Source organism: Acidisoma sp. S159, assembly GCF_009766125.1.
Taxonomy (GTDB): domain Bacteria; phylum Pseudomonadota; class Alphaproteobacteria; order Acetobacterales; family Acetobacteraceae; genus Acidisoma.
On the sequence record NZ_LMUG01000059.1, the window covers coordinates 215,396 to 236,885 of the forward strand.

Annotated in this window: 20 protein-coding genes and 1 pseudogene; 18 read left to right on the forward strand and 3 right to left on the reverse strand. The window is 64.2% G+C overall.

Annotated features, from left to right (window positions below; all coding sequences use genetic code 11):
- From GSQ92_RS17790 to GSQ92_RS17825, 8 genes are all read left to right on the forward strand, one after another.
- On the forward strand, positions 1–438 hold a 438-nt coding region (locus GSQ92_RS17790; protein ID WP_159013911.1), incomplete at its 5' end, for a plasmid pRiA4b ORF-3 family protein.
- Positions 439–871: 433 nt separating this feature from the next.
- Positions 872–1,117, forward strand: coding sequence for a helix-turn-helix domain-containing protein (locus GSQ92_RS17795; protein ID WP_158803584.1), 246 nt, complete (start codon positions 872–874; stop codon positions 1,115–1,117).
- Between the two features lie 46 nt (positions 1,118–1,163).
- Positions 1,164–3,164, forward strand: a complete 2,001-nt coding sequence (gene hyfB, locus GSQ92_RS17800; RefSeq protein WP_254065694.1) for a hydrogenase 4 subunit B — start codon at positions 1,164–1,166, stop codon at positions 3,162–3,164.
- Positions 3,165–3,172: 8 nt separating this feature from the next.
- Positions 3,173–4,120 (forward strand): respiratory chain complex I subunit 1 family protein, encoded by a 948-nt coding sequence (locus tag GSQ92_RS17805; RefSeq protein WP_158803585.1) that lies wholly within the window; start codon positions 3,173–3,175, stop codon positions 4,118–4,120.
- Entirely contained in the window at positions 4,120–4,782 is a 663-nt protein-coding gene (locus GSQ92_RS17810; RefSeq protein ID WP_158803586.1) for a hydrogenase-4 component E, read from the forward strand. The genes GSQ92_RS17805 and GSQ92_RS17810 overlap by 1 nt, the downstream gene beginning before the upstream one ends.
- The gene (locus tag GSQ92_RS17815; RefSeq protein ID WP_159013801.1) at positions 4,779–6,227 is read left to right on the forward strand and encodes a hydrogenase 4 subunit F; all 1,449 of its coding nucleotides are present in this window, start codon (positions 4,779–4,781) and stop codon (positions 6,225–6,227) included. The genes GSQ92_RS17810 and GSQ92_RS17815 overlap by 4 nt, the downstream gene beginning before the upstream one ends.
- Positions 6,224–7,720 (forward strand): hydrogenase expression protein HypE, encoded by a 1,497-nt coding sequence (locus tag GSQ92_RS17820; RefSeq protein ID WP_159013802.1) that lies wholly within the window; start codon positions 6,224–6,226, stop codon positions 7,718–7,720. Before GSQ92_RS17815 ends, GSQ92_RS17820 begins: the two co-directional genes overlap by 4 nt.
- Positions 7,720–8,229: an NADH-quinone oxidoreductase subunit B family protein gene (locus GSQ92_RS17825; RefSeq protein WP_159013803.1), complete on the forward strand. Its 510-nt coding sequence runs from the start codon at positions 7,720–7,722 to the stop codon at positions 8,227–8,229. The genes GSQ92_RS17820 and GSQ92_RS17825 overlap by 1 nt, the downstream gene beginning before the upstream one ends.
- 22 nt (positions 8,230–8,251) lie before the next feature.
- Here the strand turns inward: GSQ92_RS17825 and GSQ92_RS17830 are convergent, their stop codons facing one another.
- Positions 8,252–9,844: a DHA2 family efflux MFS transporter permease subunit gene (locus GSQ92_RS17830; RefSeq protein ID WP_159013804.1), complete on the reverse strand. Its 1,593-nt coding sequence runs from the start codon at positions 9,842–9,844 to the stop codon at positions 8,252–8,254.
- Positions 9,841–10,968, reverse strand: coding sequence for an HlyD family secretion protein (locus GSQ92_RS17835; protein WP_159013805.1), 1,128 nt, complete (start codon positions 10,966–10,968; stop codon positions 9,841–9,843). Before GSQ92_RS17835 ends, GSQ92_RS17830 begins: the two co-directional genes overlap by 4 nt.
- 169 nt (positions 10,969–11,137) lie before the next feature.
- On the opposite strand from GSQ92_RS17835, the gene GSQ92_RS17840 reads away from it, so the two are divergent.
- From GSQ92_RS17840 to GSQ92_RS17870, 7 genes and pseudogenes are all read left to right on the forward strand, one after another.
- Positions 11,138–11,719 (forward strand): helix-turn-helix domain-containing protein, encoded by a 582-nt coding sequence (locus GSQ92_RS17840; RefSeq protein ID WP_159013806.1) that lies wholly within the window; start codon positions 11,138–11,140, stop codon positions 11,717–11,719.
- Between the two features lie 10 nt (positions 11,720–11,729).
- Entirely contained in the window at positions 11,730–12,464 is a 735-nt protein-coding gene (hutC, locus tag GSQ92_RS17845) for a histidine utilization repressor (RefSeq protein WP_158803592.1), read from the forward strand.
- Positions 12,465–12,638: 174 nt separating this feature from the next.
- Positions 12,639–13,640, forward strand: coding sequence for an ABC transporter substrate-binding protein (locus tag GSQ92_RS17850; protein ID WP_158803593.1), 1,002 nt, complete (start codon positions 12,639–12,641; stop codon positions 13,638–13,640).
- Positions 13,641–13,675: 35 nt separating this feature from the next.
- Positions 13,676–14,476 carry an ABC transporter permease gene (locus tag GSQ92_RS17855; protein WP_158803594.1) on the forward strand — a complete coding sequence of 267 codons (801 nt, stop codon included), beginning with the start codon at positions 13,676–13,678 and terminating at the stop codon, positions 14,474–14,476.
- Positions 14,473–14,952 (forward strand): annotated as a pseudogene (locus GSQ92_RS31770) (ABC transporter ATP-binding protein); the annotation flags it as partial. The gene GSQ92_RS17855 and the pseudogene GSQ92_RS31770, both read left to right, overlap by 4 nt.
- A 299-nt stretch (positions 14,953–15,251) precedes the next feature.
- A complete protein-coding gene (gene hisD, locus GSQ92_RS17865; RefSeq protein ID WP_158803596.1) occupies positions 15,252–16,571 on the forward strand; it encodes a histidinol dehydrogenase in 1,320 nt (439 codons plus the stop codon).
- A gap of 2 nt (positions 16,572–16,573) precedes the next feature.
- The gene (locus GSQ92_RS17870; RefSeq protein WP_158803597.1) at positions 16,574–17,581 is read left to right on the forward strand and encodes a zinc-binding dehydrogenase; all 1,008 of its coding nucleotides are present in this window, start codon (positions 16,574–16,576) and stop codon (positions 17,579–17,581) included.
- 5 nt (positions 17,582–17,586) lie between these two features.
- On the opposite strand, the gene GSQ92_RS17875 is transcribed toward GSQ92_RS17870, so the two are convergent.
- A complete protein-coding gene (locus tag GSQ92_RS17875) occupies positions 17,587–18,372 on the reverse strand; it encodes an SDR family NAD(P)-dependent oxidoreductase (protein WP_159013807.1) in 786 nt (261 codons plus the stop codon).
- 225 nt (positions 18,373–18,597) lie between these two features.
- Between GSQ92_RS17875 and GSQ92_RS17880 the strand changes: the two genes are divergently transcribed.
- The 3 genes from GSQ92_RS17880 to GSQ92_RS17890 are packed head-to-tail and all read left to right on the forward strand — an operon-like array spanning position 18,598 to position 21,469.
- The gene (locus GSQ92_RS17880; protein WP_254065695.1) at positions 18,598–19,383 is read left to right on the forward strand and encodes a (Fe-S)-binding protein; all 786 of its coding nucleotides are present in this window, start codon (positions 18,598–18,600) and stop codon (positions 19,381–19,383) included.
- Positions 19,380–20,795 (forward strand): LutB/LldF family L-lactate oxidation iron-sulfur protein, encoded by a 1,416-nt coding sequence (locus GSQ92_RS17885; RefSeq protein ID WP_158803599.1) that lies wholly within the window; start codon positions 19,380–19,382, stop codon positions 20,793–20,795. Before GSQ92_RS17880 ends, GSQ92_RS17885 begins: the two co-directional genes overlap by 4 nt.
- Positions 20,792–21,469: an LUD domain-containing protein gene (locus GSQ92_RS17890; protein ID WP_158803600.1), complete on the forward strand. Its 678-nt coding sequence runs from the start codon at positions 20,792–20,794 to the stop codon at positions 21,467–21,469. The genes GSQ92_RS17885 and GSQ92_RS17890 overlap by 4 nt, the downstream gene beginning before the upstream one ends.
- Positions 21,470–21,490 lie beyond the last annotated feature (21 nt).

Sequence of the window (21,490 nt, forward strand, 5' to 3'; positions counted from 1 at the left end):
CGAGGCGTTGGGTGGGGCATACCGGACGCTGACTTCGGAGACGGTCCGCTTGACGCCAGGAAGGCTAGGCTCATCGATGTCCTGGAAGACTGCGGCGTCAAGACGCTGAAGTATCTCTACGACTTCGGCGATGGGTGGGAACACACCGTCAAAGTCGAGCGCATTGAAAACGCAATCCCAGGCCTGACTTCTCCATTTCTGGTCGACGCCGTCGGACGATGCCCTCCCGAAGACGTCGGTGGCCCTTCAGGCTACGAGGATTTCCTCGAGATCATGAGCAACACGGCGCACGACAGCTACGAAGAAACGCGGCGATGGATCGGCAACGACTTCGATCCCAGAACCGCCGATCTCACCCAGCTCTCGCACGCCGTTGACGCGCTTGCGACAAAATGGAGCCGAACGGCAACCAGCAGAAAGACCCGGTCTCGTATCTGATCCGCGGCGCTCGCCGAATGCATACCCATGGACGCTGGGCAGTCCACACGGTGACGCCTCAATTTGCGGTAGCGTCTAGATTATCTGACCCTTGGAAACGCGCCAACTAGCCTCCGCGAAGTGCGGGGGGCCAATACTCGGTGAAGGCACGTAGGCACCCAACCGCGGTGTCCGGATCTTTTGCATCGGGCCGTGAACCTCGGTGAGATCGTTGCCAACGAGAAGTCGGGCTGGTGCGGCAACGTCCGTTGCGGATCCTAACGACAGTCGGGTGATAGGGTGGCGACTATCGACAGACAGGCATTCATATCGCAAATTGCGGTTGAAACTCATGAAATGCAGTTTTAGACATCACTTCTTAGAGTTCGCGCTGACGCCTTAGCCGGCAAGACGTCTTCCCGCGCGAGCTAGGTCATCCCGAGGGGGAAGGCGCATGATTACGGCGTCACAGATGCGAGCGGCGCGTGCCCTGCTGGGGATGGACCAGCGCGAGCTCGCTGAGAGCTCCGGCCTTTCACTGCCGACGATTCAGAGAATGGAGGCCAGTGATGGCGTCATCCGCGGGAACGTTGATTCCCTGATGAAGTTGATTACTGCGCTGGAGGTCGCTGGCGTCGTGCTGATCGGCGAAGGTGTGCCAAGCGCTGGTGGCGGCCGTGGCGTGAGGCTGAAGACGTGACTTCGCGCATGGCACGAGTTGCTGCGCAAGCGATCGAGGGCCGCCGGTGATCATCGGCATTCTCCTCTGCGTTGTCGCGCTGCTGGCCCTCGCCATGGCCGCGACCGCTCTGGTCCGGGGCAAGCTTGCGACTCCTGTTGTCTATTCCGGCTGTCTGCTTCTGTCGCTCGTGCTCGCCACGCTTGCCGCGGTCTCGGTTGTTGCGGCGCCCACAACCACAATTTTGCCAATAGGATTGCCATGGGTCGGGGCGCGGTTTCGCCTCGATGCGCTCGCCGCCGCCTTTCTGGCGATCATCAATATCGGCGCGGCGGGCGCGAGCGCCTTTGGTATCGGCTATGGGCGGCACGAGACTACGCCGGGCCGGGTGTTGCCCTTCTTCCCAGCCTTCCTGGCCGCCATGAACCTCGTGGTGCTCGCGGCCGACGCCTATAGCTTCCTGTTTGCCTGGGAGCTCATGTCCCTGACCTCCTGGGCGCTTGTGATGTCGACGCAGCGCAGCCCGGGAACGGCGCGAGCGGGGTTCGTCTACCTGCTCATGGCGAGTCTCGGGACCTTCGCGCTATTGCTCGGCTTCGGGCTGCTGTCGGGCGGCGGAGGCTTCTATACCTTCGATGCGATGCGCACGCATCCTTTGCCGCCTGGTTTGGCGGCGCTGGCCTTGTTTCTCGTGTTGATCGGCGCTGGGTCGAAAGCGGGCCTCGTTCCGTTGCACATCTGGCTGCCGCTCGCGCATCCCGCGGCACCGAGCCATGTCTCCGCGCTGATGAGCGGGGTGATGACCAAGGTCGCCATCTACGCCTTCATTCGCATCACCTTCGACCTGCTCGGGCCGATGGTCTGGTGGTGGAGTGCGCCGGTCCTGATACTCGGCGGCTGCACGGCGGCGATGGGCGTGCTCCACGCGCTGATGGAGACCGACCTCAAACGCGTGCTCGCCTACAGCACCATCGAGAATGTCGGCATCATCTTCGTGGCACTCGGACTCGCCATGGCATTCAAGGCGAGCGGCTTGGCGGGTGCGGCGGCGCTTGCCCTGACGGCGGCGCTGTTCCACGCGATGAACCACATGCTGTTCAAAGGCGTGCTGTTCTACGGCGCCGGCACGGTGATCGTGGCGACAGGCGAGCGCAGCCTTGAGCGGCTGGGCGGTCTGATCAAGCGCATGCCCGTTTCCTCGGCCGCAGTGCTGGTCGGTAGCATGGCGATTTCGGCGCTGCCGCCGTTCAACGGCTTCGCGTCGGAATGGCTTATTTTCCAGAGCATTCTCGTCAGCCCGCAACTGCCGCAAATGGGGCTGAAGCTGCTGGTGCCGGCGATCGGCGTGTTGCTTGCTCTGGCGGCGGCGCTCGCGGCAGCCTGTTTCGTGCGGGCCTTTGGCACAACCTATCTTGGGCGTCCGAGGAGTGCGGCGGCCGAGGGAGCGGTTGAGGCCGATCGGTGGTCGATCGGCGCGATGGTTGTCTTCGCCGCGCTGTGCTTGGCGGCGGGAATTTTCCCGACGATCGTCATTGATTGGTTGCAGCCGGTCTCGCGCCTTCTCGTCGGCGGGGCGATGCCGGCGCAAGGCGGCGGCAACTGGCTTTCCATCGTACCGGTGTCGGCTAGCCGCAGTTCCTATAATGGCTTTCTGGTTTTTGCTTTTGTGGTGGCTTCCGCAGGAATCGTGGCGACCGCGGTGCATCGGTTCGCGTCCCGCGCCGTGCGTCGCGCTCCGGCCTGGGATTGCGGCTATCCCGGCGCTGGCCCGGTCGCGCAGTATTCGGCGACGAGCCTGTCGCAACCTCTCCGGCGCGTTTTCGGCTCGGTCGTATTTGCGTCGCGCGAGCAGGTCGAGATGCCGCCGCCCGGCGATATGCGGCCCGCGCGGCTGCAAAGGATCCTCCGCGACCCTGTCTGGGATCTTGGCTACGCGCCGGTGGCGAGAAGCGTGAATGCCGCGGCGACCGTGCTCAATCGCCTGCAGTTCCTGACGATCCGCCGTTATCTGGGGCTGGTGTTCCTGACGCTGGTTCTGCTGCTCGTGGCGCTTGCGCTGTGGGAGTAGCGGCCGGCATGGTTGGGACGCTGGCGGCTCAGCTTCTGCAGATGCTGCTCGTGCTGGCTCTGGCGCCGGGCGTGACGGGGCTCGTCCGTAAGCTAAAGGCGAGGCTGCAGCGGCGAATCGGGCCGCCGGTATTGCAGCCCTATCGCGACTTGCGGCGCTTGCTTGGCAAAGAGGTCGTGCTGGCCGAGAGCACATCCTGGCTGTTCCGCGCCGCGCCGTATCTCATCTTCGCCACGACCTGGGTTTCGGCGGCGCTGGTGCCGACCTTCCAGGCAGGGCTGCTGTTCAGCTGGACCGGCGATCTCATCGCCATTGTCGCACTGCTGGGTGCCGCACGGTTTCTGCAGGCGCTCGCGGCATTGGATGCCGGCACCAGCTTCGGCGGCATTGGCGCGAGCCGCGAAATGATGATCGCGTCGCTCGCCGAGCCGGCCATGATCATGGTGGTGTTCACTGTCGCGCTGGTTGCCGGTTCGACGCTGCTCTCCACTATCGCCGAATTCATGGTGAACACCGGCGGGCTGCGCGTGTCACTCGGCATGGCGCTGATCGCCCTGGTCATCGTGGCACTGGCCGAGAATGCCCGCATCCCGGTCGATAATCCGGCCACGCATCTCGAACTCACGATGGTGCATGAGGCGATGGTGCTGGAATATTCGGGCCGTCATCTGGCGATGATCGAGATGGCGGGGTCGCTGCGTCTGCTGCTCTATCTGTCGCTGATCGCCTGTATCTTCGCGCCTTTCGGACTGCTCACTCATGCCGCGGGATTGCTCGCGCATGCGGGAGCGCTCGCCGCCTATCTGCTCAAGATGGTCATCGGCTGCGTCTTGTTGGCGACGTTGGAAACCACGATCGCCAAGATGCGGGTGTTTCGCGTGCCCGACTTCCTGGGCATCGCGCTGATGCTGGGGCTTCTGGCGACGCTGCTGTTATTCGTCGCGGGGCATATGTGATGACGCCCTTTGCCTTCGACGTCGCGCATATGTTTGCCGGCGGCCTGGTGCTGGTCAGTCTCATGATGCTGTACCAGGACCGGCTTTTGCCGCTGATCAATGTCCTCAGACTGCACTCGTTGCTGCTGACCCTGTCGGTCGCCTGGCAGGCGCATATCCAGCAATTGCCCGATCTTTATGTCACGGCGGTGATCGCCTTCGGCTTCAAGACCGTGGCAATTCCCATCGTGCTGCGCCGCATGGTGCTGCGGATGGGCATTCATCGCGAGATCGAGGTCGCGGTCTCGACCGGGTTGACCATGCTGGTGGGCATCGGCCTGATTGCCTTGTCGATGGATCTCATGCTGCGGGTGACGGCGCGCGCCGCATTGCTTGTGCGAGAGGATGTCGCGCTGTCGCTTTCCGTCGTGCTGCTCGGTCTGCTGATCATGGTGACGCGGCGCAATGCCGTGAGTCAGATCATCGGCTTCATGTCGCTGGAGAATGGGCTGGTGCTGGCGGGGACCGGTGCGAGCGGGATGCCGCTGGTGGTGGAAATCAGCGTCGCCTTCTCGGTGCTCATCGCCTTCATCGTGATCGGCATTTTCCTGTTCCGTATTCGCGAGCGCTTCGACACGGTGGACGTGCAGGCGCTGGACCGCTTCCGCGGAGAGCGACAATGAGCCTGCTGCCACTCAATCCGGTGAGCGCCTTGCTGCTCACGCCGCTGGTGGCCGCCGCCGTGCTGGCGCTGGTGCAGGATTATCGTCTGTCGGCGCGGGTGAACATGGCGGCGAGCGCGATTGCGCTGCTCTTCGCGGTTGTGTTGCTCCGGGGCCATCCGCCGGTGACGCGCTTCTTCATCATCGATGACCTCAACATTATTTTCATTCTGCTGAACACGCTGATCGGCCTCACCACCAGCATTTTCAGCGCGAGCTACATCGGCCATGAATTGGAGAGCGGGCGGCTGACGCCCGGCTATCTGCGTTTTTATCACGCGACCTTTCAACTCATGATGTTCGGCATGAACCTTGCGCTCACGGCCAATAATATCGGCCTGATGTGGGTGGCGATCGAGCTTGCGACGCTCACCACGGTCATGATGGTGGGGATCTACCGAACGCATGAGGCGATCGAGGCGGCGTGGAAATACTTCATACTTGGCAGTGTCGGCATCGCGCTGGCGCTGTTCGGCACCATCCTCGTCTATCTCGCCGCGGTATCGGTGCTCGGGGAGGGTTTGGGTTCGATGGCCTGGAGCAACCTGCTTCAGCATGCGACCGCCTTGGACCCGGCGCTGCTCAACGTCGCGCTGATCTTCCTGCTGCTGGGCTATGGCACGAAGGTCGGTCTGGTGCCGATGCATGCCTGGTTGCCGGATGCGCATGCCGAGGGCCCGACGCCGGTTTCGGCCGTGCTGTCCGGATTGCTGCTGAACGTGGCGCTCTATGCGCTGCTGCGATTCAAGATGTTGATCGAGGCGAGTCCGGGTGCCATCGCGTTTGGGCCGTTGCTGATTCTGCTCGGGCTCGTTTCGCTGCTTTTCGCCGCTTTCATGCTGTATCGGCGCCGCGACATAAAGCGGCTGTTCGCTTATTCCTCGATCGAGCATATGGGCATCATCGCCTTCGCCTTCGGCATGGGCGGGCCATTGGGGAATTTTGCCGGGCTTTTGCAGATGGTCATGCATAGCCTCACAAAATCGGCGATTTTCTTCACGGTCGGGCATGTGGCGCAGGTCAAAGGCACGCAGCGGATCGATGAAATCCGCGGGCTGACGACCAGCCATCCGGTGCTTGGCTGGACCCTGGTCGCCGGGGTCGTGGCAATAGCGGGACTACCGCCGTTCGGGATCTTCACGAGCGAGTTTCTTCTCATCACGTCCACTTTTGCCCGGGCGCCGGTGCTGGCTGTCATCGCCGTGATCGGGTTGCTGGTGGCTTTCGGCGCGCTGCTGTTCCAGATGAACCGCCTGGCCTTTGGCGAGCCGACCGGTAGCAATGCCGCGGTGCGGGCCTCCTATGTGCCAATCTTCGTTCATCTCGCTTTGGTTTTTGCGGCGGGGCTGTATTTGCCCAGCGTGATGGTCGGCTGGTTTCAGAATGTCGCGGTGCTGCTGAAATGATCGCTGAGGGCCCCACACTCGATCCCCTGGCGCTGCCGGGCTGGGCTGTGGCCGGTCATTGGCCTTGGCCTCGGCTTGCGGTCTCGCCGGAGGTATGGGCGGAGGCGGCAGAACGTCTGGGTAATGGCGCGCTGGTGTTGCTCGGACTGTGGGGAGATTTCGGCGCGGTCCATATGGCGATCGCGGATGCGGTGGATCCGGCTCGCATTCTCGTGCTGAGTCTGCATTGTCCGGATGGAACCTACCCCTCCGTTGGGCGCGCTCATCCGCCGGCGATCCGGCTGGAGCGCGCCACACAGGATCTTTTCGGCACAAGCGCGATCGGTCTGCCGGATAGCCGGCCATGGCTTGATCACGGGCTATGGGACGAGCAGGCCAAGGCTGCGGCCTACGAGTTCCTCCCGGTTGAGGCTGAGGACGTCCACCAGATTCCGGTCGGGCCGGTGCATGCCGGCATCATCGAGCCCGGCCATTTTCGCTTCACCGCGGATGGCGAGACGATCGTGCGGCTCGAGGCGCGGCTTGGCTATACGCATCGCGGCATCGAGAATCGTCTGCAGGGCATGCCATTGGAGCAGGCGGCGCGGCTGGCGGGCCGGTGCTCGGGCGATTCGACCGTTGCCTATACGCTCGCTTTCTGCCGGGCGGCGGAGGCCGCGATGGGATGGGAGCCGCCGCGCCGGGCGGTTTGGTTGCGCGCACTGATGGCGGAGTTGGAGCGTCTCGCGAACCATCTCGGCGATATCGGCGCCATCTGCAACGATGCGGGTTTCGCCATCCTGCTCGCGCGGTGCGGCGTGCTGCGGGAGGATGTGCTGCGTATCGGCGCCGCATGTTTCGGACACCGGCTGATGATGGACCGGATCGTGCTCGGCGGTGTCGCGGTGGATCTGGATGCGACGGATTTTGCGCTCATCCGCGCGCTGGTGCCGGATGTGCGGAGCCATCTGAAGCCTTTGATGGCGCTATACGATAAAACCGCTTCGCTGCAGGATCGCACAGTTGGGACCGGTATTCTGCGACCAGCGCTGGCCGCGCAGTTCGGGGCTGGCGGATATGTCGGCCGCGCGTCCGGTCGCCGCTGCGATGCGCGGCGCTGGCCTGGCTATGCGCCGTATGACGAGCTCAACTTCGATATTCCGGTTCTCACCAAGGGCGATGTCGATGCGCGGCTGCGCATCCGGATCCTAGAGGTGGAGCAATCCTTGCGGCTGGTCGAACAAATTGTGTTCCGCATGCCCAATGGCGAGATCCAGGTGCCGGTGCCACCCGCCCATGGCGGCGAGGGTATGGCCATCGTCGAAGGCTTTCGCGGCGATATTCTGGTCTGGCTGCGGGTCGATACGGCCGGGCATGTCGCACGGTGCCATCTGCGTGACCCGTCCTGGTTCCAATGGCCTTTGCTGGAGGCGGTGGTCGAGGGCAACATCATCGCGGATTTCCCGCTCTGCAATAAGTCGTTCAATTGTTCCTATGCGGGGCATGATCTCTGATGCGCGGCACCCTGCTCGAAAGCCTGCTTCGCGGGCCTTTCACGGAGAAGGCGCCGCTGGGGGCTGACGGCGATATCGCGCGGATGGCGGCTGAACTCGATGTCTCGGCGCAGCGGCGTCTGGGCCGCAGCCTGTCATTGCGATTGGTCGATGCGGGGTCCTGCAACGCATGCGAGCTGGAACTCAATGCGCTGAGCAATGCCTATTACGATCTGGAACGTTTTGGACTGCGCTTAGTCGCGTCGCCGCGTCATGCGGATGTGCTGCTCGTTACCGGGCCGGTCACCAAGAATATGCGGGAGGCGCTGTTGCGGACGCACGATGCGATGCCGAGCCCGAAATGGGTGGTGGCAGTGGGAGACTGCGCGACCTGCGGCGGGCTGCTGGGCGGTGGCTATGCCTGTCTGAACGGAGCGGGCGACGTGCTGCCGGTCGATCTTAGAATTCCGGGATGCCCGCCGACGCCTACGCAGTTACTGCAAGGCCTGCTCGCGCTATTCGCGAAATAGGCAGTGCTTTGGGCGCACGGCGTCAATGCGCGTCAGCCGGTGGCGCTTTCGGCCGGACGACCTTTTTCATCAGCGGCACCATCACCGTTGCGATGATGAAGCAGAGGGCAATGCTGAGGAAGGCGTCTGAGAAAGACAGCGTCTGGGCCTCGTTCCACGTCAGTAGCCACAGGGATTTGAGTGCCATGGCGCCACCTTTCGCGGCATCGCCTCCAGCCAGAACCGTATCGTGGGCGGTGGTTCGCTGAAGCAACGCGGTCATCGCGGGATTTGCGGTGGTCAGATGTTCGGCGAGCCGCTCTAAATGCAGGTTGGTGCGGTTGTTCAGGATCGTCCCGCACGCGGCAATGCCGATGGCGCCGCCGAGATTTCGCATCAGGTTGAACAAGCCGGAGGCGAGCTTGAGGCGATTTGGTGCGAGGCCGCCCAAAGTCAGCGTCACCGTCGGCGCCACGGCGAATTGCTGCGCGAAGCCGCGGAAGGCTTGGGGCAGCAGCAATTGCCGCCATCCCCAGTCATGGGTGATCGGCGTGAAGAACCACATCGAGAGGGCGAAACAGCCGAGGCCGAACATCATCAGCCAGCGCAGGTCGATGCGTTTGGCGAGCACGGTGTAGACGGGAATCGCGCAGACCTGGAACAGGCCGGTCGAAAAGATCGCAAGGCCGATCTGCAGGGCGCTGAAGCCGCGCACGCCGCTGAGGAAGAGCGGCGTGAGGTAGATGGTCGCGAAGATGCCGATGCCGGTGACGAAGGAGAAGAAACAGCCCAAGGCGAAGTTGCAGCTTTTGAGCGCGCGCAGATCGACCACTGGCTGCGCGATGGTAAGGCTGCGCCAGACAAAGGCGACCCCCGCGATGCCCGAGACCCAGGCAGCCGCGCGAATGCTGTCATCGCCGAACCAATCCCATCGCGGTCCTTCCTCCAGCGTATATTCGAGGCAGCCGAGGAAGAGCGCCATCAGCACCATGCCGAGATAGTCGGCGCCTTTGAGAAGTGAGAGGTCGGCCTTGTCGATGCGGATGAGGATCGGGACCACAACAGCGACGAAGATTCCAGGCACGAGGTTGATGAAGAACAGCCAGTGCCAGGAATAATTATCCGTGATCCAGCCGCCGACGGTCGGCCCCAAGGTCGGGGCCAGCGAGGACAGCGCGCCGATGGTCGCGGCGGCAAGGACGATCTGCGGGCCTGAGAAGAACGCGAAAGCCGTGGTGAAGACGGTCGGGACCATCGAGCCGCCAAGGAAGCCCTGCAGCGCGCGGAACGCGATCATGCTCTGGATGTTCCAGGCGGCGCCGCACAGCAGGCTGGCCAGGGTGAAACCGACGGCTGAGGCGCAGAACAGCCAGCGCGTCGACATCACGCGCGACAGCCAGCCGGAGAGCGGAATGACGATGATCTCGGCGATCAGGTAGCTGGTTTGCACCCAGGCGGTTTCGTCCGTGCCGGCCGACAGACCGCCGCCGATATCGCGCAGCGAAGCGGAGACGATCTGGATGTCGAGCAAAGCGATGAACATGCCGACGGCCATGGTGGCGAAGGCGAAAATCTTGCCGGTTTGCGTGAGGGTTCGTGGCGCGCCGGGCGCGGCCGCGACCGAGAAGGCGCTCATTGGCTGGGGGCGTCGCGATCCCGCTCGACGACCGAGGCGGTGACTGAGAGGCCGGGCCGCAGCCTTCCGAGTTCGGACGCGCCGTCATCGAGGCGAATGCGGACCGGGACGCGCTGCACGATCTTGGTGAAGTTGCCGGTCGCGTTCTCGGCGGGCAAGACGCTGAACTCGGCGCCTGTGGCGGGTGCCAGACTGACGACATGGCCGTGGAAGACCTCGCCAGGGAGAACATCGGCGGTAATGTTCACCGGCTGTCCGGCCTTCATGCGGGCGAGCTGGCTTTCCTTGAAATTCGCATCCACCCAGAGGTCGTGCGCCGGGATGACGGAGAGAAGCTGCGCGCCGATCGCGGCGAAGGCGCCGAGTTGCGCGCTGCGGTTGCCGACGACGCCGTCCACGGGCGAGCGCAGGGAGGTATAGCCGAGATTGAGCCGGGCCGTGTCGCGGTCGGCAATCGAGGCGGCGAGCGAGGCTTGCGCCTGCTGGCTTTCCGTGTCGATCACGTCTAGCCGGCGGCGGGCTGCTTCTAGTCCGGCATGGGCCTTGGCGTCGGCGCCGACCGCCTCGGTATAGGTCGCGTTGGCTTGCTGGTAGCGTTGCAGCGACGCCCACTGATCCTTGGACAGGGATTGATAGCGGTCGGTGTCTTCCTTCGTGCGGATCGTCTCGGCATTGGTGGTGATGAGATCCGCCTGGGCCTGCGCGATGGTCGATTCTTGGAGGCGGCGGGTTGCGGCGATATTGGCGAGCGACGCCTGCTGCATGGCGACCGCGGCATCGGCCTTGGCGAGGGCGGCACGGTAGTCGCGGTCGTCGATCTGGAGGAGGAGTTGCCCCGCTTTCACGGTCTGGTTGTCCGCGATGGCGAGTTTCGTGATGAAGCCGCTGACCTGGGGGGCGATGACGGTGATGTCGCCACCAACATAGGCGTCATCGGTGCTTTCGATGAAGCGGCCGATTGTCCACCAGTCGTAGCCATACCAGCTGCCGCCCGTCGCGATGACCAGAGCCGCCGCGGCGAGCAGAAGTTTCCTACGGGAAAGACGAGCGGTTTTGACGGGTGCGGGAGCGAGGTCGCGCGGGATGACGGCGGCACCTTGTCTCTCAAGCACTTGGTCGCTCATGAACGCCCTCCGGCCCCAGTGGCTTGCATGTTGCAATCAACCTGCGCTAGTCGATAGCATTGTGCAAGTGACTAGGGCGGTCGGCGGTGCATGGCTGACCTCAAGCAACCCCCGCACTGCATCGAGCGTGAGACTTGCATAATGATAGAGACATCCGGAGAATGGCGGGATGCAACGTAAAAGCTTCGGCGACATGCAGTGCCCCATCGCTCGCAGCCTCGAGCGGGTAGGGGAGTGGTGGAGTATCCTCATCCTGCGTGACGCCTTCCACGGCCTCACGCGCTTCGATGAGTTCCAGAAGAGTCTGGATATCGCGCCCAATATTCTGACGCGCCGGCTGGCGGCGCTGGTTGAGAGCGGATTGCTGGAGCGTCGGCGCTATAGCGAGCGGCCACCGCGTGACGAGTACATTCTCACGGACCTCGGCCGCGATTTCCGGCCGGTGATGCAGGCGCTCCTCGGCTGGGGCAACCGGCACTTCGCGCCGGAAGGGTTGAGCGTCGTCTACGAGGATACCGATACCGGCACGATCGCGGAGCCGGTGATGGTCGATCGCCTCAGCGGCCAGCCGATGAATGATGCGCGCTTTCAACTTACGGCGGGGCCGGCCGCTGGTGCGCGGGTGCAGGCGCGGATCGAGGCCGCCGCCAAGCGTCGGGCGCAGCCTCAAGCTCAGGCGTCTCGTCAGGCGGCGCCTCTCCGTGGCATGACGGCTTCGGGTCGGCGCGGCCGACGCGCGGGACAAATTTGAACGGGTGGGCATGGACGGCCGTCTGCCGCGCTACATCGAGATCCGTCAGGCACTAGAGAGCCGTATCGTCTCCGGCGACTGGGCGCCGGGCCATCCCGTTCCCTCGGAACTGACGCTGGCGGCGCTGTACGGCTGCTCGCGCATGACGGTGAACAAGGCGCTTTCGGCGCTGTCGGAGGCCGGGCTTATCGCTCGCAAGCGGCGATCTGGGTCGGTGGTTGCCGTGCCACGGTCAGAGGAGACGATCCTCGAAATCCACGACATCAAGGCTGAGGTCGCGGCGAGCGGCAAACCTTACCGCCACGTTGTATTGAGCCGCGGGACGCGGCCGGCGCGTGCGGAGGATGCGCGGCGGCTTGGGCTGCCACGGGGGAGCCCGGTGCTGGCGATCGCGGTGCGCCATTTGGCTGCGGGGCACCCCTTCGTCCATGAGGATCGGCTGCTGAACCTCGCCGCCGTGCCACAGGCGGAGGAGGAGGCTTTCGAGACGGCGCCGCCAGGGACTTGGCTGTTGCGGGAGATCCCTTGGACCGAGGCGGAGCACGCGATCCGCGCCGTCAGTGCTGATGCCGAGATCGCGACGTCTCTTGTGTTAGCCAGTGGTGCCGCCTGCCTGCAGGTGGAGCGGCGGACCTGGCAGGCGGGGACGCCGATCACGAGCGTTCGGCTGACCTATCCCGGAGATCGGCACGAGTTGGTTGCTCGGTTCAATCCTGCCGGCTCGCGGCCTCGGAGGATGGGCTGAGCGCGGAGGGCGTAATTCTTAATATGTATAGACATGTCGCCTTGACGCTCGTCCTGTCTTGGCGTGAGATTGCCTCGTGGCTGCCATGCGTGTGACGTTAGCCACGGACCGTGCGAGCGATGCGTCTTTGTGTGGGCGCAGGCGCGCCCAGATCATCTTCCAAGGGAAAAACCGATGAGCCTATCGATCTGGAAGGGTGCCTGTCTCGCCGCCGCCGCCGCGATCAGCCTCGCGATACGCCCGGCTCTTGCGGCGGACAGCATTCCGACGAAGCCCGAACCGGGCACCTTCAAACTCGGCACTGAGCCCTGGCTCGGCTACGGGCAATGGGATGTCGCGGCGAGCAAGGGCTTCTTCGCGAAGCGCGGGCTGAGCAAGGTCGAGCTCGTCAATTTCAGCGAGGATAAGGACCTCAACGCCGCGCTCGCCAGCGGTCAGTTGGACGGCGCCAATGTCGCGAGCCATACCGCGATGGTGATGGCGGCTGCTGGGCTACCGATCAAGGTCATCATGCTACTCGATTTCAGCATGACGGCGGATGCGATCCTGTCGGGCAAGGACGTAAATACGGTTGAAGATCTCAAGGGCAAGAAGATTGCTTTCGAGCAAGGCACGACGAGCGACATTCTGCTGAACTACGCGCTGCAGTCCAAAGGCATGACGATCGCTGACGTGACGCCGGTGCCGATGCCGGCGGCTGATGCGGGCAGCGCGCTAATCGCGGGGCGGGTCCCGGTGGCGGTGACCTATGAGCCGTATCTGACCGCGGCTCGGGCGCAGAACCATGACGTGAAGCTGCTGTTCAGCGCGGGCGTCGATCCTGGCTTGATCAGCGACGTTCTGGTGGTTCGGGATTCGGTGCTTAAGGAAAAGCCGGGCCAGGTTCTCGCCATGGTCGAGGCTTGGAACGATGCACTGACCGACTACAAAGCCAATACGGCGGAGGACCGCGGGATCATCGCCAAGGCAGTTGGATCAGACCTCGCCAGTCTCAACACTGCGTTCGATGGCGTGCGTTTCTATTCGCTCGCGGAGAACAAGCAGGTGCTGCAGGGGAGTTACGCTCAGAAGACCTTCCTTGACGTGGAACAGGCGGCTACCAAGGCGGGGATTCTATCGTCGAAGGTCGACGCGAAGGATCTTATCGATCCGAGCTTTGTCGAGGCCGCGCAGTAGATTGTGGCTACTTGCTTGATCACTGAGTCCGTTTGATGCGCCGCCGTCCCCGATTTTTCGTCATTGGCGCGCGCATCGACCGGACGTTGTTCGTCGCCATCGCCGTTGTCGTGTTTCTGCTGCTCGGCCTGATCTGGTGGGTTGCGACGGCGGGGGGCTTCGTGACGGCGATTTTCTTGCCGTCGCCGGCTGGCGTGTGGAACCAGATGGTGAAGCTCGCGGCGAATGGCACGCTGTGGGATGACGCGCGTATCAGCTTCTATCGCATCGTCATCGGCTTCCTGATCGCCTCGGCGATGTCGATCCCGATCGGCGTGCTGATCGGCTGCTTCCGGGTATGGGAAGCGGCAATCGAACCGCTGGTGGATTTCGTGCGCTACATGCCGGTAGTTGCCTTCGTGCCGCTGACGATCCTCTGGGCTGGCACGGGCGATACGCAGAAATTCCTCATCATCTGGATCGGCACCTTCTTCCAGCAGGTGCTCATGGTGATGGATAATGTGAAGCGCGTGCCGGAGGATTTCGTCGGTCTTGGGCGCACGTTGGGGTTGCCGGAGCGCAAGATTCTCATGCGCATCGTGGTGCCCTCGGCGCTGCCTGGCATCTGGGACACACTGCGCATCAGCTTGGGATGGGCCTGGACTTGGCTCGTGCTGGCGGAGCTGGTGGCGGCTACTTCCGGGCTCGGCTATCGCATCACCGTGTCGCAGCGCTATTTCCAGACCAATACGATCATCGGCTATATCCTGCTGCTCGGCATCTTCGGCCTCATCACGGACCAGGCGATGAAGGCGATGGAGAAGGTGCTGTTCCGTTATGCGGCGCGGGCACAATGAGCGTTCCGAAGCTCCAGATCGGTGGGCTCAACAAATCCTTTGGCAAAGGCGCCAAGCGGGTGCAGGCGCTGTTCGACATCGATCTCAGTTTGGCAGATCGCGAGTTTGTGTCCCTGGTCGGGACTTCAGGCTGCGGGAAGAGCACGTTGCTTTCGATTGTCGCGGGGCTGATGGATTTCGATTCCGGGACGCTGCTGGTGGATGGCGAGCCCGTGACGGGGCCGGGGCTCGATCGTGGCGTGGTGTTTCAGACCTACACGCTGCTGCCCTGGCTGACGGCACAGCAGAATGTGGAGTTCGCGCTGAAGGCCGCCGGCTACAAGGGCCGCGAGCGGCGGGAGATCGCGCGCGAGCATATCGAATTGGTGCGGCTTACCCGTTTCGCGAACGCTTATCCGAATGAGCTTTCCGGCGGCATGAAGCAGCGCGTGGCGATCGCGCGGGCGCTGTCCTACCGGCCCAAAATGTTGCTGATGGACGAGCCTTTTGGCGCGTTGGATGCCCTGACGCGGCGACAGATGCAGGAGTTGTTGACGCGCATCTGGGAGGAGCATCGGCTCACCGTGCTGTTCGTCACGCATGACGTGGAGGAGGCGGTTTTCCTGTCCGACCGCGTTGTTGTCATGGGGATCGCGCCGGGCTGCATCAAGCGGACATTCGATGTGGGTGTTGGGCGGCCGCGCGACGAGGATAGCATTTCCAGTCCGCAGGCGGTGGCCCTGCAGCGAGAAGTGCTGCGTTCGATCCGCGAGGAGTCGCTCAAGATGGAGGCTGCATGACCGCCGTTCCGAATCTCCACGATCTGACCGCGGCGGACCAGACGCCGCCAGCGTTGTTCGCTCGCACCGAAGCGGATCTGACCGTCTTCATGGATCGCGCGAAGCCGATCATCGAGGCAGTGCGGCGGGAAGGTGACGCGGCGTTGCGGCGCTTCGCTCATGAGTTCGATCATGCGCCGGCTGATCTGTCCTTGCGCGTGACCGAGGCCGAATTCGACGCGGCCGCAAAGGCCGTCAGCGCGGAGGTGCGCGCCGCGCTGGAATTCGCGATCGACAATATCCGCCGCTTCCACGAGGCGCAGAAGCCCGAAGACATGTGGCTGAAAGAAATCCAGCCCGGTGTCTTCGCGGGCGACCGCTTCCTGCCGATCGAGTCCATCGCCTGCTACGTGCCGCGCGGAAAAGGCTCGTTCCCGAGCGTCTTCATGATGACGACGATCCCCGGCAAGGTCGCGGGTGTGCCGCGCCTGATCGTGCTGACGCCTCCGGGACCGGATGGCACGGTGGATGCGGCGACGTTGGTGGCGGCGAGGCTGATTGGCGTGACGGAAGTGTACAAATGCGGCGGCGCGCAGGGCGTCTCGGCGGTGGCCTTTGGCACCGAGACCGTGCCGAAATGCCTCAAGATCGTGGGACCTGGCAGCCCTTGGGTGGTCGCGGCCAAGCGGCTGCTGTCCGATCACATCGATCCCGGAACGCCGGCGGGGCCGAGCGAGGCGATTGTTTTGGCAGATGGTGCCGCAAACGGTGCTTTGGCGGCGCTGGACCTCATTATCGAGTCTGAGCATGGCCCGGATTCCTCCGCCTATCTCGTCACCAGCAGCCGCCGCGTGGCGGAAGAGGCGCGGGCAGCGCTGCCTAAGTATTGGGCGGAGATGGAGGAGGGCAGGGCGAAGTTCTCGCAGGCGGTGCTGTGCGGCCCGCATGGTGGGATCGTGCTGACGAAGGATTTCGACGCAGCCATCGCCTTCGTCAATGACTATGCGCCGGAGCATTTGGAGATCCTGGCGGCCGAGCCGCTTGCCGTGATGGGGCGGATCAAGAATGCGGGCGAGATCCTGCTCGGTGAGTATACACCGATGACGATCGGCAATTTCGTGCTCGGACCGAATGCTGTTTTGCCGACCGGGGCGGCGGCCAAAACGGCTTCGCCGCTTTCCGTGTTCGACTACATGAAGCGGTCGTCTATCGGCTATGTCACCAAGACCGGCTTTCCGCCGCTCGCGAAACATGCCGAAGTTCTGGCGCGGTACGAGGGTTTCGACGGCCATGCGCGCGCTGTTTCATCGCTTCGCGCCAAAATCCAAGCCGGCTGACAGTGCGGGCGGTTCGCTTTCACAAGCCGGGTGATTTGCGGGTCGAGGACATTCCGCGTCCGGGCGCGCTGTTGCCTGATCAGGTGCGGATTCGCGTTCGCGCTGCGGGTATCTGCGGTTCCGATGTCCATAATTTTCGCACCGGGATGTGGCTGGCGCAGCTTCCGGTGACGCCGGGGCATGAATTCTCGGGCGAGGTTGTTGAAGTCGGCGCGGATGTTCTTGGGTTCAGCGTGGGCGATCTCGTTGTCGCTGATTCTCGTGTGCCTTGCGGGCGGTGTCCGCATTGTCTCGCTGGGCGTGCCAATCTTTGCATCTCGCTTGGCTTCGTCGGCGAGGTGTGCGACGGGGGCTTCGCCGAAGAGGTGTTGTTGCCGGCGCGGGGTCTGCTGCGCGTGGCGTCCGACATAGCGCCCGAGATCGCGGCGCTATGCGAGCCACTGGCGGTGGCATTGCATGCGATCCGGCGCCTCGATCCGATACCTGGCGAGCCGGTGCTGGTGGCGGGGGGCGGGCCGATCGGCGGTCTCGCGGCGCTGCTGCTGAGCAGCTTCGGTTTCGGCCCGGTGCTGCTGGCGGAGCGGAATGCGCGGCGTTCAGCGCTGCTCGAGGAAGTCGCGGGGGCCGAGCCTATTGCGCTCGATCCGGTGGTGATTGGCGCACGCTGTGGCGGCATCGGCCCGCGTTTCTGCCTTGAGGCGACGGGCTCCTTGGATGTGCTGCGAGTGCTGTTGCGCTCCGTGTCGGGTGGCGGGCGCATCGCCATGGTCGGGATCTTCCATGGCGAGGGCATGCTTGACCCGAATCTCATTGTGGAGCGGGAGATCGACTTGCGCGGTTGCAGCGTGTTCGGCGGCGAGCAGGCCGAGGCTTTGGGTTTGTTGCCGGCACTCGCCCCGAAGCTGGCGCGGCTGACCGAGGATCCCATCGGGCTCGCGGATGTCCCGGCGGCTTACGATCGGCTTATTCGCGGCGAGACCTCGAAGCTGAAGACCCTGATCCGGCCATGAGGCTTTCAGATCGAGGCGAGGAAGCCGCCGTCGACATAGAGCACCTGGCCGGTGACATAGGCGGCGGCGGGCGAGGACAGGAACACCGCCGCGCCCATCAGATCCTCCATGCGGCCAAAGCGGGCAAGCGGGATCTTGGCGAGCATGTCCGTTTGCCATACCTCATTCCCGTAGAAGACTTCGGTGAGCGCGGTGCGGAAATAGCCGGGGCCGATGCCATTCACGCGGATGCCGAGCGGCGCCCATTCGGTGGCGAGCGCGCGTGTCATGCCGAGCAGGCCGGTTTTGGAGGCGCCATAGGGGACCGCCGTGGGGATGCCGACCTCGGAGGTCAGCGAACAAAGATTGAGGATCGCGCCGCCTTGTCCCGCCTTGCTCATCAGCCGGGCCGCCGCCTGGGCGCAGAAGAAGGCGCCCTTGAGATTGGTGTCGAGCAGGCTATCCCACAACGCCTCATCGATTTCGAGCGATGGTTTCACCTGCTCGATCCCCGCATTGTTGATGAGGATGTCGATCCCGCCGATGGTTTCGGTGATCGTGGCGAAAGCCGCGCCGATGCTGGCGACGTCGGAAACATCAAGTCGCTGCACAAAGGCTTTCCTGCCGAGCGCGCGTATGGCGTCGGCGGTCTCCTCCAGGGTTTTGGGCTCGCGTCCGGCGAGCACCAGCTCCGCCCCCGCCTGTGCGAGCGCGACCGCAAGAGCCTGGCCGATGCCGCGTGATGCACCGGTGACGAGGGCCGTCTGTCCGGTGAGGCCGAAATCGACGGGATCGAAGTGTGGAACGGTCATCTCGGTATCGCCTGCGGGCTGGATTTGGAGCGCTCGCGATGATTACACGCGAGAACTCATGCGGAACAGACATGGACGCCGTCGCGCGTTAGAAGGCCGCGGCGAAATACGTGGACGGGACTCTGGTCGTCGCGACAGACTAGTTGTCACGGCTGCGGCAAGCCTTCCAGGACATCGAGGCCACATGACGGTGGCGCCCGCTGCTGGGGAGATGCGGATCATGAGTTGCTTCCAAAGGTGACCGGCGAGGTACCCCTGCGGGTCGGGCTGTTTCCGACTTGTCTGGTCGATCTTTTCCGGCCGGTTGTGGGTTTCGCCGCCGCTCAGCTTTTAACAAGAGCCGGTTGCGAGGTTAGCCTTCCCGAGGGGCTCACCTGCTGCGGCCAGCCCTCATATAATTCCGGAGACAGGCGTAGCGCGCAGCGACTGGCGCGGCAGGTTATCTCTGCCTGCGAGGGCTTCGACTATATCGTCATCCCCTCGGGTTCCTGTGGCGGTATGCTTCGTCATCACTATCCGGAGTTGCTGGCGGATGATGCGCTTTGGGCGCCGCGTGCGCGGCAGCTCGCCGAGAGGTCCTACGAGCTGCTGTCTTTCCTCGTCGATGTGCTGAAGCTGGAGGGCGTCGATACAGCCTTCCCCGGGACAGCGACGTATCACGATTCTTGCTCGGGGCTGCGGGAACTCGGGGTTAAAACGCAGCCGCGAAAGCTGCTGGCCAGCGTCGAGGGGTTGGCGCTGACCGAGATGCCGGGTGCGGAAACCTGCTGTGGGTTTGGCGGAACGTTTTGCGTGAAATATCCCGCGATCTCGAACCGGATGGTTTCCGACAAATGCACGGAGGCGCAGGCGACCGGGGCGAAGCTGCTGCTGGCGGGCGATCTCGGTTGCCTCATGAACATCGCGGGCAAGCTGTCACGCCTCGGGTCGCCGATTGAGGTGCGGCATGTGGCGGAGGTTCTCGCGGGGCGGCTGGAGGTTCCGGCGCTTTGCGGGAGGGCGGATCCATGAAACCGCAAAGCCACGCGTTCAAGTCCGAGTCGGCCAAGGCACTTGAGGATCCGGCGCTGCAGCATGCGCTGTCGCAAATTCAGGGTCTCTTGGTGAACGGCCGCCGTGCGGCAGTGGACGCGCTGCCAGAGTTCCAGGCGCTGCGGGAGGCCGGGCGGGCGATCAAGGACCACACGCTGGACCATCTCGACCTCTACCTGGAGCATTTCGCCAGCCAAGTGGAGGCGCGGGGCGGGCAAGTACACTTCGCCGCCACGGCCGAGGAGGCTTGCGCCGCCGTGCTGGCGATCTGCCGGGACGCCGGCGCCGAGCGGGTGATCAAGAGCAAGTCGATGGTGACGGAGGAGATCGGCCTCAACGCCGCTCTAGAGGCGGCGAGCATTCGGCCAGTAGAGACGGATCTGGGCGAATACATCATCCAGCTACGCGACGAACCGCCGAGCCATATCATCGCCCCGGCGGTCCATCTCGGCCGCCGCCAGGTCGAGGAGGCGTTTCGCGCCAATCACACCTCGCTGCCGGTGAGCCGGAAAATCGATGAGCCGGCGGAGCTGCTGGCTGAGGCGCGGCATGTGCTGCGCTCGCAGTTCGTGTCGGCAGATGTCGGCATTACTGGCGCCAATTTCCTGGTGGCCGAGACGGGTTCGGCGGTGGTGGTCACGAATGAGGGCAACGCCGACCTCACGATGACGCTGCCGCGCGTGCATATCGTGCTGACGGGCATCGAGAAGGTGGTGCCGACACTGGAGGATGCGCTGGTTCTGCTGCGGCTGCTGGTCCGCTCGGCGACCGGCCAATCCGCGACGGGCTACACGACGATCGCCAGCGGCAAGCGCGAGGCTCGGGATCTGGACGGACCGGACGCCTTCCATGTGGTGCTGGTGGACAATGGCCGCTCGAAGCTGCTGGGGTCGCGTAACCGGGAGATGCTTCGCTGCATCCGCTGCGGCGCCTGCATGAACCACTGCCCGGTCTATGGCGCAGTGGGCGGCCATGCCTATGGCTGGGTCTATCCGGGGCCGATGGGCGCGGTGCTCACGCCGAATTTCGTCGGGCTGCATGAGGCGAAAGACCTTCCCAACGCCTCCACCTTTTGTGGGCGCTGCGAGAGTGTGTGTCCCGTGATGATCCCGCTGCCAAAGCTGATGCGGAACCTGCGGGAGGAGCAGTTCGATGCGCGGGACGTGGCGAGGTCCCAGCGATGGGCGCTTGGGCTCTGGGCGACCGTTGCGGCGCATCCGACTCTCTATCGTTTTGCAAGTCGGCTGGGCGCCCGCGTTTTGGCGAGGCTGGGCGGCCGGCGTGGCAAGCTGGCGCGGTTGCCATTGGCGCGCGGTTGGACCGGCCATCGCGATCTGCCCGCGCCGACGGGTTCGACTTTCACCGATCTCTGGAAGGGCGGCGCGCGGTGAGTGGCGGCCGCGAGACGGTACTGTCCTCGCTGCGGCGTGCCTTGGGTGTCACCGGCGACGATACCGTGCGTCGCGCGGGAGTGGCTGCGCGGCTGGAGGGCGCGGGCGGCCCTTCTCTGGCATTGGGCCGCCTCAGCGGTGATGCGGCGGTGCAGGCTTTCGTCACGCGGGCGCAGGGGCTTTCGGCGAGTGTCGAGCATGTCGCGGAGATCGAGGGTTTGGGCTCGGCGGCGGCGCGGGTCATTCGGCGCTTGGGGTTGCCGCCTCGTGTGGTGATGGCGTCCGACCCTTTGCTGCTGCGGGGTATGTCGGGATTCGCGGTACAGGGAATCGCCACGCGCTCGGGGGCCGCCGAAGCGGCCGACTCGGTCGGCGTGAACGTGGCGGCGGCTGCGGTGGCAGAGACTGGGGTGGTGATGATGACGTCTCGCCCGGAGACGCCGACGAGCCTCAACCTGCTGCCCGAACTCTGGATCTGCGCGGTGCCGCGTTCGCGCATCGTCGGGAGTTACGAGGAGGCTCTTGCGCTCCTACGGCGTGACTATGGTCTTCGTCTGCCGCGGGCAGTGAATTTCATCGGCGGGCCATCCCGGACCGGCGACATCGAGGAGATCCTGCAACTTGGCGCGCACGGGCCGAAGACGGTTCACCTTGTGATCATCGATGCGCTTTAGCCGGTGGAGCTAGGCGCCGCG